12 protein-coding genes and 1 other RNA gene are annotated in these 11,029 nt (G+C 61.0%); 7 read left to right on the top strand and 6 right to left on the bottom strand.

The window, feature by feature from the left end:
* Window positions 1-78: non-coding RNA, RtT sRNA (locus CYR52_RS15360), on the top strand; the annotation flags it as partial.
* 164 nt (window positions 79-242) lie between these two features.
* Here CYR52_RS15360 and CYR52_RS15355 read toward each other — a convergent pair.
* The 6 genes from CYR52_RS15355 to pspA all read right to left on the bottom strand — a co-directional run bounded on the left by CYR52_RS15355 (window position 243) and on the right by pspA (window position 4,320).
* Window positions 243-1,295 (bottom strand): YcjF family protein, encoded by a 1,053-nt coding sequence (locus CYR52_RS15355; protein WP_101828889.1) that lies wholly within the window; start codon window positions 1,293-1,295, stop codon window positions 243-245.
* On the bottom strand, window positions 1,292-2,689 hold the full coding sequence (locus tag CYR52_RS15350) for a YcjX family GTP-binding protein (RefSeq protein ID WP_072930829.1): 1,398 nt from the start codon (window positions 2,687-2,689) through the stop codon (window positions 1,292-1,294). The genes CYR52_RS15355 and CYR52_RS15350 overlap by 4 nt, the downstream gene beginning before the upstream one ends.
* A complete protein-coding gene (locus CYR52_RS15345) occupies window positions 2,670-2,897 on the bottom strand; it encodes a phage shock protein PspD (protein ID WP_072930832.1) in 228 nt (75 codons plus the stop codon). Before CYR52_RS15345 ends, CYR52_RS15350 begins: the two co-directional genes overlap by 20 nt.
* Before the next feature lie 97 nt (window positions 2,898-2,994).
* Entirely contained in the window at window positions 2,995-3,354 is a 360-nt protein-coding gene (pspC, locus tag CYR52_RS15340; protein WP_072930834.1) for an envelope stress response membrane protein PspC, read from the bottom strand.
* Window positions 3,354-3,581 (bottom strand): envelope stress response membrane protein PspB, encoded by a 228-nt coding sequence (gene pspB, locus CYR52_RS15335; protein ID WP_072930836.1) that lies wholly within the window; start codon window positions 3,579-3,581, stop codon window positions 3,354-3,356. Before pspB ends, pspC begins: the two co-directional genes overlap by 1 nt.
* Before the next feature lie 73 nt (window positions 3,582-3,654).
* Window positions 3,655-4,320 (bottom strand): phage shock protein PspA, encoded by a 666-nt coding sequence (pspA, locus tag CYR52_RS15330; RefSeq protein WP_072930838.1) that lies wholly within the window; start codon window positions 4,318-4,320, stop codon window positions 3,655-3,657.
* 220 nt (window positions 4,321-4,540) lie between these two features.
* On the opposite strand from pspA, the gene pspF reads away from it, so the two are divergent.
* From pspF to sapF, 6 genes are all read left to right on the top strand, one after another.
* The gene (gene pspF, locus CYR52_RS15325; RefSeq protein WP_101828888.1) at window positions 4,541-5,557 is read left to right on the top strand and encodes a phage shock protein operon transcriptional activator; all 1,017 of its coding nucleotides are present in this window, start codon (window positions 4,541-4,543) and stop codon (window positions 5,555-5,557) included.
* 88 nt (window positions 5,558-5,645) lie between these two features.
* Window positions 5,646-7,289, top strand: a complete 1,644-nt coding sequence (sapA, locus tag CYR52_RS15320) for an ABC transporter substrate-binding protein SapA (protein ID WP_101828887.1) — start codon at window positions 5,646-5,648, stop codon at window positions 7,287-7,289.
* Window positions 7,286-8,251 (top strand): putrescine export ABC transporter permease SapB, encoded by a 966-nt coding sequence (sapB, locus tag CYR52_RS15315; protein WP_072930843.1) that lies wholly within the window; start codon window positions 7,286-7,288, stop codon window positions 8,249-8,251. The genes sapA and sapB overlap by 4 nt, the downstream gene beginning before the upstream one ends.
* Entirely contained in the window at window positions 8,238-9,131 is an 894-nt protein-coding gene (gene sapC / locus CYR52_RS15310; protein WP_072930845.1) for a putrescine export ABC transporter permease SapC, read from the top strand. The genes sapB and sapC overlap by 14 nt, the downstream gene beginning before the upstream one ends.
* A gap of 46 nt (window positions 9,132-9,177) precedes the next feature.
* Window positions 9,178-10,170 carry a putrescine export ABC transporter ATP-binding protein SapD gene (gene sapD / locus CYR52_RS15305; RefSeq protein ID WP_072930847.1) on the top strand — a complete coding sequence of 331 codons (993 nt, stop codon included), beginning with the start codon at window positions 9,178-9,180 and terminating at the stop codon, window positions 10,168-10,170.
* The gene (gene sapF, locus CYR52_RS15300) at window positions 10,170-10,979 is read left to right on the top strand and encodes a putrescine export ABC transporter ATP-binding protein SapF (RefSeq protein ID WP_072930849.1); all 810 of its coding nucleotides are present in this window, start codon (window positions 10,170-10,172) and stop codon (window positions 10,977-10,979) included. Before sapD ends, sapF begins: the two co-directional genes overlap by 1 nt.
* Window positions 10,980-11,029 lie beyond the last annotated feature (50 nt).

Here is an 11,029-nt window from a genome sequence, read left to right as displayed (position 1 = left end):
GCGAACGCGAGCAACGTTGCGCAGCAACGGCCCGAAGGGTGAGGAACGAAGTGACGAATCATCCTTCCCCCACCACCCTCCTTTCAGACAGCACGCACTTCCTGATAAACATCCCAGTAAAAAAAGAGTTGCCCATGCGGGGAAGGACGAGATCCTTTGATCAGGATCCAGATAGCCGTATTTCAGCCATAAGCAAACCGTATGATAAGGCCCGGCTCATTGAACCGGGCATGTTCTGGGGATCAGCTGCGCGGCGGGGTTTTCGTCAGGGCGCCTTTGACCTGGTTCACCAGATCACGGCGGAAATCGCCCAGGCGGGGTTTGTCATCTTCCAGCCACGGCAGAGGGCGGCATAATTCCATCGCCTTGACGCCCAGGCGGGCAGTTAACAGCCCGGCACCAATCCCCTGGGCGGCGCGGGCGGAAAGACGGGCAGCTAAATCCTGCGACAGCCAGTCAACCCCCACTTCCCGCGCCAGCTCTGATGCACCGGCAAACGCCATATTCAGCAGCACCAACCGGAACAGCCGCAACCGGCTGAAGTACCCCAGCTCAATGCCGTAGAGCAGCGCAATACGGTTGACCAGCCGCAGGTTACGCCAGGCAATAAACGCCATATCCACCAGCGCCAACGGGCTGACCGCAATCATCAGCGCGGACTCTGCCGCTGAATGGCTGATCTCCCGGCGGGCTTGCTTATCCAGCACCGGCTGCACCAGCCGCGCATAGAGCGCGACGACTTCGCGATCGTTTTGCGTTTCATGCAAGGAGGCCTGCCAGCGCTGCAATGCCGGGTGGCCCGCATCAATCCCGGCCTGCCGCGCCAGGTTCTCGCAAAAAGCCCGACCCTGCCCTACGCCGTGGCTGTGCAACAGCGCCTGGGCGGTATCACGCATCTCGGCCCGCTGGCGCAAGCGGTATAACCGCCGCCATTCGGTGAAGAGCGATCCGGCACCGGCCAGCACAATCAACCCACCGGCCGCGCAGCCGCCCAGGGCGATCCATTGCTGCTCTACCCACGCCTGATGCGTCCACTGCACGCCCTGTGCCACCACACTGACGCCAAAAATCGTCAGCCCCAGCGTCACCAGTTTGCGCCAGAGGCTGCGACGGGGTTTCAGCACCTGCGCCACCACGGCTTCCGCCTCCCCTTCATTTTCCTGCGCCTCCGGGGCAGCCGGCAGAAAGTGCTCGGCATCCCGATCGCTGAAAGCCTGCGCCGCGCGCAATACCGGCTGCGCCGGCGGCTCGAGCGGCTGGTCGAAATCAATGCGCGGTTTTATTGGATCGTTCATCGCAATTTATCTCCCAATAAAAATTCCATGACGGCATCCAGCCGGATATGCGGCAAAGGGGTGTCCACGGCGAGCGCCGGCGGCCGGAACTGCTCAAAATGAAATCCCTGCTGCTGCCAGAAGGCCCCGCCCGGCAGCCGCGCCGGGACTTCACCGGGGAATACCGTCAGCGGCGCGCCATCCTCCAGCCGGTGGCCTTTCAGCGCCGGGACCGGCTGGCCCTGGTAGTCAATAATGCCGCTCTGCGTCGCCTGTACCGAGGCCAGGCCGACGCAGTCCATGCTGATCCCTTCAAACGCGGCATTCTGCCACGCCTCCTGCACCAGCTGCTGCAGCAGTGACACCAGGTTGGCATGTTGCTCGCCGGTAATATGGTCAGCTTTGGTGGCAGCGAACATCAGCTTATCAATACAGGGGGAGAACAACCGGCGGAACAGGGTACGTTTCCCGTAGTGGAAACTCTGCATCAGCTGGGTCAGCGCCAGGCGCATGTCATTGAAGGCGTGCGGGCCGCTGTTGAGCGGCTGGAGGCAGTCCACCAGCACAATCTGCCGGTCAAAGCGGACAAAATGCTCCTTGTAGAACCCTTTCACGATGTTCTGGCAATAGTAGTGATAACGCTCACGGAGCATCCCGATATTGGTCTGCTTGCCGGCTTGTGCCAGCCGTGCCTCGCCGATGCCGTTCACATCCGGCCAGGGGAAGAATTGCAGCGCCGGGGCGCCTGCCAGCTCGCCGGGCAGCACGAAGCGCCCCGGTTGGATAAAGTGCAGCCCCTCCTGCTTGCAGCGCACCAGATAATCACTGTAGGCCTGTGCAATGGCGGCCAGCAGGTTTTCATCGGCCGGGGCGAAGGGATCACAGCGTTTGCACAGCGCCAGCCAGGGTTCCGCCCATTTTGCGCGCTCTCCCTGCAACAGCCCGGCCATCTGCAATGACCAGCTGAGATAGGTCTGGTCCAGCATCGGCAGGTCGAGCAGCCATTCGCCGGGATAGTCGACAATCTCGAGGTAGAGCGTGGAGGTCTCTTTGAGGTGGCGCATCAGGGATGCCTGTGAGCGGAACCGCAACGCCAGCCGCATCTCACTGACGCCGCGGGTCGGCAGCGGCCAGGCGGGCGGTGTGCCGTACAGTGAGGCCAGGCCTTCATCATACCGGAAGCGCGGAATGCCGAGATCGCGTTGGGGCACGCGTTTGACGCCCAGCAGGCGATCCTCACGGGCGGCGGCGAACAGCGGCAACCGGGCACCGCTGTGCAGATGCAGAAGTTGGTTAACGAAGGCGGTAATAAATGCCGTTTTGCCGCTGCGGCTCAGGCCGGTGACGGCCAGCCGCAGATGCCGATCCATGCCGCGGTTGACCAGGGAATTCAATTCATTTTGTAATCGTTTCATTCGGCTCCTTGGTGAAACGTCCAAACAGCGCGGTAAAGCCGCGTTTCAGCAGCGGCTCCAGTACCAGCGCCAGAATAAAGCGCAACGGGCGGCTGCCTACCACACCCAGAATACGGGTGGCGACGCCGGCCGGTCCATAACTGATCGCCATCATAAACAGAAAGCGCAGCACTTTTTTAAGGGTAACGCCAGATGCGTGACGTGTCATGAAGCAGCTCCGGGTAAATAGTCTGTCTGATGATGAACAATGCAGGGATAAAAAACGGCGCGCACCGCCGGGCGATACGCGCCGTTATCGGGCCGGCTTACAGCTGACGGAAGCGGCTGCGCACGCCAAAGGTTTCGGACGTAACATAGCGCTCCACCTCCCGTAAACGGCGCTCGCTGTTATTCAGCACCGCGTCTGCTTCATCCAGCAAATCATGGGGTGACGCCGTCTCTTCGCCGCTGTACCGGCTGGCAGGCACCGGGTCCAGCACAAAGCTGAGGATGATGTACGCCAGAACGGTAAAGGCAAACAGCCCAAAGAACAGCGAAAGTACCACCATCACCCGCAACAGCTTGACCGGGACATTAAAGTAGTGCGCCAGACCGGCCAGCACGCCTTTTACCATGCCCTCTTCCGGCACCCGGTAGAGTTTTTTCTCAGTGAGACCATTGTTCATTATGACTCTCTCCAATGCGGGTGTTCGGCATCCAGGATCTCTTCCAACGCCCGGATACGATCCTGCATCCGGCGCGCGTCCTGCGTCAGCTGGGTTAAATGTTGCACATCCTGCTGGCTGAGCTGCCCGCCGCGCTGTTGGCGGCTGCTGTAATGCAGCCAAAGCCAGATCGGCGCCACAAACAGCACGAAAATGGTCAGCGGAATCGCTAAAAATAAGACGCTCATTCCTTCTCCTTAGTGTATGACACGAGAGCGGTGGCAACCGGCCCACGCACTGGGCCGGGCATCCTTGTTCCGGTTACTCCGGGCGCTGCATTCTGGCTTTCAGGGCCGCCAGTTGCGCGCTGATTTCGTCATCCGCTTTCAGCTCAGCAAACTCCTGGTTAAGCGACTTCTGTTTGCCCAGGCTGACGCTCTCGGCTTCCGCTTCCATCTGGTCAATACGGCGTTCAAACTGCTCGAAGCGCACCATGGCCTCATCCAGTTTGCCGCTGTCGAGCTGGCGGCGCACCTCACGCGAAGAGGACGCAGCCTGATGGCGCAGCGTCAGGGCCTGCTGGCGGGCGCGGGTTTCGGTGAGCTTTTTCTCAAGCTCAGTGATTTCCCCTTTCATGCGGCCCAGCGTCTCTTCCACCACCGCGACTTCGGTTTTCAGCGTGGCGACCAGAGAGGCCAGCTTCTGTTTCTCGATCAGGGCCGCGCGGGCCAGATCGTCTTTGTCTTTGCGCAGCGCCAGTTCAGCTTTCTCCTGCCACTCCGCCTGCTGGCTTTCGCCCTGCTCAATACGGCGCAGCAGCTGTTTTTTCTCGGCCAGCGCACGGGCAGAGGTGGAACGCACTTCCACCAGCGTGTCTTCCATCTCCTGGATCATCAGGCGAACCAGCTTTTGCGGATCTTCAGCCTTGTCCAGCAGGGTGTTGATGTTGGCATTTACGATGTCAGCAAAACGCGAAAAGATACCCATAAAAAACTTCCTCTTTGACGGTCACGCGACAATTGCCGCAAAATTTTTCTCTCACCGCCGCCGCAGCGTTGGTGTGCTTGATTAGCCTGTTCATTAATACAATTGCCGTGCCAGGTTTTCATAAAAAATATCTTATTGAAATAACACTACTTTTATAAAACAGCTCTGCTACGCTTATCAGCGGACTGGTCAATTTAACCAATGCGTGGTGAATTTAATCATGAGTGAATCCCTGGATAACCTGCTGGGCGAGGCCAACAGCTTTATTGACGTGCTGGAGCAGGTATCGCGGCTGGCGAAACTGAATAAACCGGTGCTGGTAATTGGCGAACGCGGCACCGGTAAAGAGCTGATTGCCCACCGGCTGCACTACCTCTCCGAACGCTGGCAGGGGCCGTTTATCTCGCTGAACTGTGCGGCATTAAACGAAAACCTGCTGGATTCAGAGCTGTTCGGCCATGAGGCCGGGGCGTTTACCGGGGCGCAAAAACGCCATCTGGGGCGCTTTGAGCGTGCGGATGGCGGCACACTGTTTCTGGATGAGCTGGCCACCGCGCCGATGCTGGTGCAGGAGAAGCTGTTGCGGGTGATTGAGTATGGCCAGCTTGAGCGGGTCGGCGGCAGCCAGCCGTTGCGGGTGGATGTGCGGCTGGTCTGCGCCACCCATGCCGACCTGCCGGCGCTGGCCGCTGCCGGCAAATTCCGCGCTGACCTGCTCGATCGGCTGGCCTTCGATGTGGTGCAACTGCCGCCGCTGCGCGAGCGCCGTCAGGACATCATGCTGCTGGCTGAGCATTTTGCCATTCTGATGTGCCGGGAACTGCACCTGCCGCTGTTCCCAGGCTTCACCGCACGCGCGCAGGGCGCCCTGCTGGGCTACCCCTGGCCGGGCAACGTCCGCGAGCTGAAAAATGTGGTTGAGCGCTCGATGTACCGTCACGGCACCAGTGACGAGCCGCTGGATGAGATCATCATTAACCCGTTCAGCCCGCGCGCGAACCCAGGCCCGGCGGCCCTCACGCCTGCCCCCGGCACCCTGCCCGCGCTGCCGCTTGACCTGCGCGGCTGGCAGCATCAGCAGGAGCATGACCTGTTACAGCAGGCGCTGACCCAGGCGCACTATAACCAGCGCCGCGCCGCCACCCTGCTGGGGCTGACCTACCACCAGCTGCGCGGCGTGCTGAAAAAACATGCGCTGCTGGGCGGTGACGCGCCCGACGGCGCAAAAAACGCCTGACCGCACCGGCCGCCGGCGTGCAACAGATTGGGGTGATCGCCAGAGTACGGTACAATCATCTTATTGCTTACTTAACAATGAAGCGTTTATGCGAGTCTTAACTTATTGGGTACTGGCGCTGGCCGGGTTGGCCGGCAGTGTCTGCGCCGCGCCGAAACCGGTGCCCGTCACCCCGCCCGACATCCGCCAGAGCGGCTTTGTCTACTGCGTCAGCGGCATCCTCAACACCTTTAACCCGCAGATGGCCAGCAGCGGGCTGACGGTAGATACGCTGGCGGCACAACTCTACGATCGCCTGCTGGATGTCGACCCTTACACCTACCGGTTAATCCCGGAGCTGGCGCAGCGCTGGGAAGTGCTCGACAACGGCGCGACCTACCGTTTCCACCTGCGCAAAGATGTGCCGTTCCAGACCACCGGCTGGTTCCGCCCGACCCGCATGATGAATGCCGATGATGTGATTTTCAGCTTCCAGCGGGTGGTGGATACGCACCATCCTTACCATGAGATTAACGGCGGCAGTTATCCCTATTTCGACAGCCTGAAATTTGCCGACTCCGTCAAACGTATCCGCAAAATTGACAACCATACCGTGGAGTTCCGCCTCACCCAGCCGGACGCCTCCTTCCTCTGGCACCTGGCCACCCACTACGCGCCGGTGCTGTCGGCCGAGTATGCGGCCGATCTGAGCCGCCGCGGCCATGAAGAGGAGCTGGATCGCCAGCCGGTGGGCACCGGGCCGTTTATGCTGAATGAATACCGCGCCGGGCAATATATCCGGCTGGCGCGTAACGGCGCCTACTGGAAAGGGGTACCGCGGATGCCGCAGGTGATCATTGACCTCGGCGCGGGCGGCACCGGCCGCCTCTCCAAGCTGCTGACCGGCGAATGCGATGTGCTGGCCTACCCGGCGGCCAGCCAGCTCACCATCCTGCGGGATGACCCGCGCTTACGCATGACGCTGCGCCCCGGCATGAACGTCGCCTATCTGGCGTTTAACACCGGCAAACCGCCGCTGGATAACCCCGTCGTGCGGCAGGCGATTGCACTGGCGATCAACAACCAGCGGCTGATGCAGTCGATCTATTACGGCACGGCGGAGACGGCAGCCTCTATTCTGCCGCGCGCCTCCTGGGCCTATGACAACGCCGCGCAGGTCACGGAATACAACCCGGAAAAAGCGCGGCAATTGCTGCAAAGCCAGGGCATTTCCGGCTTGCAGCTCTATTTATGGGTGCCGACCGCCTCCCAGGCGTATAACCCCAGCCCGCTGAAAACCGCCGAACTGTTGCAGGCCGATCTGGCGCAGGTCGGCATCCAGATTGTGATTGTGCCGGTGGAGGGGCGTTACCAGGAAGCGCGGCTGATGGAGATGAACCATGACCTGACGCTCTCCGGCTGGGCCACCGACAGTAACGACCCGGACAGCTTCTTCCGGCCGCTGTTGAGCTGCGCGGCGATCCATTCACAGACCAACTATGCTCACTGGTGTAACCCGGAATTTGATGCCCTGCTGCAACGCGCCCTGCTCTCCCAGCAGCTTTCCCAGCGGATGGATGAGTACCAGCTGGCGCAGCGCATCCTGGAACAGCAGTTGCCGGTGCTGCCGCTGGCCTCTTCGCTGCGGTTGCAGGCCTACCGTTATGACATCAAAGGGCTGGTGCTCAGCCCGTTCGGCAACGCCTCCTTTGCCGGGGTGTACCGTGAGGCCCCGGAGGGATCACAACCATGATTATCTTTACCCTGCGCCGCCTGCTGCTGTTGCTGATCACCCTGTTCCTGCTGTCGCTGGTGGGGTTCAGCCTGAGTTACTTTACCCCCCACGCCCCGCTGAGCGGGGCCGCGCTGTTTGATGCTTACAGCTTTTACTTCCAGAGCCTGTTGCAGTGGGATTTCGGCGTCTCCAGCATTAACGGCCAGCCGATCCGGGAACAGCTGCACGAGGTGTTCCCGGCAACGATGGAGCTGTGCGTGCTGGCGTTCGGGCTGGCGCTGCTGATCGGCATCCCGCTCGGCATCACCGCCGGGGTAACGCGCCATAAATGGCCGGACACGCTGATCAGTATGCTGGCGCTGCTGGGCTTTTCGATGCCGGTGTTCTGGCTGGCGTTGCTGCTGACGCTGTTTTTCTCGCTGCATCTCGGCTGGCTGCCGGTTTCCGGGCGGCTTGACCTGCTCTATCAGCTCAAACCGGTGACCGGGGTAACGCTGATTGATGCCTGGCTCTCTGACTCCCCGTACCGGGATGACATGCTGCTCAGCGCCCTGCGCCATATGGTGCTGCCGATTGCCGCGCTGGCTGTGGCCCCGACCACCGAGGTGATACGCCTGATGCGCATCAGCACCGATGAGGTGTTCAGCAAAAACTATATCAAGGCGGCGGCCACCCGCGGCCTGTCCCGTTTCACCGTGATCCGCCGCCATGTGCTGCATAATGCGCTGCCGCCGATCATCCCCAAGCTCGGGCTGCAATTTTCCACCATGCTGACCCTGGCGATGATCACCGAAGTGGTGTTCAGCTGGCCGGGCCTGGGCCGCTGGCTGATCAACGCCATCCGCCAGCAGGACTACGCCGCGATTTCGGCCGGTGTGATGCTGGTGGGCGCGCTGGTGATTGTGGTCAATGTGCTGTCCGATATTCTGGGTGCGCTGACGAACCCGCTGAAACATAAGGAATGGTATGCCCTTCGATAACGTCTACCATGAGAAGCGGATTGCCGGGCCGCTGCGGGCAATGTGGCGGGCCTTTTACCGCGACCCGCTGGCGATGATTGGCTTCTACGGCGTGCTGCTGCTGGTGCTGCTCTGCCTGTTCGGCCATTACCTCGCGCCCTATACCCTCGACCAGCAGTTCCTCGGCTACCAGTTGCTGCCGCCCTCCTGGTCACGCTACGGCAACGTCTCCTTCTTCCTCGGGACGGATGACCTGGGGCGTGACATCCTGAGCCGTTTGCTTTCCGGTGCCGCGCCGACCCTTGGCTCGGCAATGGTGGTGACGGTGGCGGCGGCGCTGTGCGGGCTGATCCTGGGCGTGCTGGCGGGCGTGACCCACGGGTTGCGTTCGGCAGTCATGAACCATGTGCTGGATACCCTGCTTTCGATCCCCTCCCTGCTGCTGGCGATTATCGTGGTGGCGTTTATCGGCCCCAAGCTCGAACATGCGATGCTGGCAGTGTGGCTGGCGCTGGTGCCGCGCATGGTGCGCACCGTGTACAGCGCCGTGCATGACGAGCTGGAAAAAGAGTACGTGGTGGCGGCCCGGCTGGACGGTGCCTCTGTTCGTTATTTGCTCTGGTATGCCATACTTCCTAATATTGCTGCCGTGTTGGTCACCGAGTTCACCCGCGCCCTTTCAATGGCGATTCTGGATATTGCGGCCCTCGGTTTTCTGGATCTCGGCGCCCAGTTGCCCTCCCCGGAATGGGGGGCGATGCTGGGTGACTCGCTGGAGCTGGTTTACGTCGCGCCCTGGACGGTGATGCTGCCGGGCGCGGCTATCATGGTCAGCGTGTTGCTGATCAACCTGATGGGTGACGGGATGCGCCGGGCGATCAACGCGGGAATTGAATCATGAATCAGGTCGTTAACATGCGTAACCTTACCCGGCAGGAGGATCGCTGATGCCTCTGCTTGATATCCGTAACCTTACCATTGAATTTATGACGCCGGACGGCCCGGTCAAAGCGGTTGACCGTGTCAGCATGGCGCTGATGGAGGGGGAAGTCCGCGGGCTGGTCGGTGAATCCGGCTCCGGCAAGAGCCTGATCGCCAAGGCGATCTGCGGCGTGACCAAAGATAACTGGCGCGTGACCGCCGACCGGTTCCGTTTCAATGACATCGATCTGCTGCAACTGACGCCGCGTGAACGGCGCAAAGTGGTCGGCCACAATGTCTCGATGATTTTCCAGGAGCCGCAATCCTGTCTGGACCCGTCAGAGAGCGTCGGCCGCCAGCTGATGCAGGCGATCCCCGGCTGGACGTACAAAGGGAAATGGTGGCAACGGCTGCACTGGCGCAAGCGCCGGGCGATTGAGCTGCTGCACCGGGTCGGCATCAAAGATCATAAAGACATTATGGGCAGTTTCCCCTATGAGCTGACCGAGGGGGAGTGCCAGAAGGTGATGATTGCCATCGCGCTGGCCAACCAGCCGCGGCTGCTGATCGCTGATGAACCCACCAATGCGATGGAACCCACCACCCAGGCGCAGATTTTCCGCCTGCTGGCGCGGCTCAACCAGAACAACAACACCACGATTTTGTTGATCAGCCACGATTTGCAGACCATGAGCAAATGGGCCAACCGCATCAATGTGCTGTACTGCGGCCAGACCGTGGAGAGCGCCACCTGTGAGGATCTGCTGGCGGCACCGCATCACCCTTACACCCAGGCGCTGATCCGCGCGATGCCGGATTTCGGCCGCTCCCTGCCGCACAAAAGCCGGCTGAACACCCTGCCGGGGGCCATTCCCTCGCTGGAGCATTTGCCGATTGGCTGCCGGCTGGGGCCGCGCTGCCCTTACGCGCAGAAAAAATGCATTGAAACCCCGCCGCTGAAGCCGGTGAAAACCCATGCCTTTGCCTGCCACTTCCCGTTGAACATGGAGAAATCCTGATGGCTGAGACGCTGTTTGAGGTACGCAATCTCAGCAAAACGTTCCGCTACCGCACCGGTTTATTCCGGCGCATGAACGTGGAAGCGGTCAAGCCGGTGAGTTTTACCCTGCGTGAGCGCCAGACCCTGGCGATCATCGGTGAAAACGGCTCCGGCAAATCGACCCTGGCCAAAATGCTCTCCGGGATGGTGGAGCCGAGCGGCGGTGAAATGCTGATCGATGACCATCCGCTGGCGTTTGGTGACTACGGCTACCGCAGCCAGCGCATCCGCATGATCCTGCAAGACCCGAGCACCTCGCTGAACCCGCGACAGCGCATCGGCCAGCTGCTGGATGCGCCGCTGCGCCTGAACACCGGGCTGGATGCCGCCGCGCGCGGGCAGCGCATCAACCAGACGTTGCGCCAGGTCGGCCTGTTGCCTGACCATGCCGCCTATTACCCGCATATGCTGGCTTCCGGCCAGAAACAGCGTGTGGCGCTGGCGCGGGCGCTGATCCTGCAGCCGCAGGTGATCATTGCCGATGAGGCGCTGGCCTCACTGGATATGTCCATGCGCTCACAAATTATTAACCTGATGCTGGAATTGCAGGAAAAGCACGGCATATCGTATATCTACGTGACCCAGCACCTCGGCATGATGAAACACATCAGCGATCAGGTGCTGGTGATGCATCAGGGCGAGGTGGTGGAGCGTGGCTGTACGGCGGAAGTGCTCGCCGCCCCGCTGCATGACCTCACCCGCCGGCTGATTAACAGCCACTTTGGCGAAGCCCTGACCGCCGATGCCTGGCGGCGTGATGCCCGTTAGTCAACACTGATCGGAGCAGATGGCGAATCATCTCCTAATTTCGTCCGGGC

The sequence above is a fragment of the Chimaeribacter arupi genome, assembly GCF_002858805.1.
In the GTDB taxonomy this organism is placed as follows: Bacteria; Pseudomonadota; Gammaproteobacteria; order Enterobacterales; family Enterobacteriaceae; genus Chimaeribacter; species Chimaeribacter arupi.
Note: the sequence above shows the minus strand (reverse complement) of the source record. Positions and strands in the feature narration are given on the sequence as shown.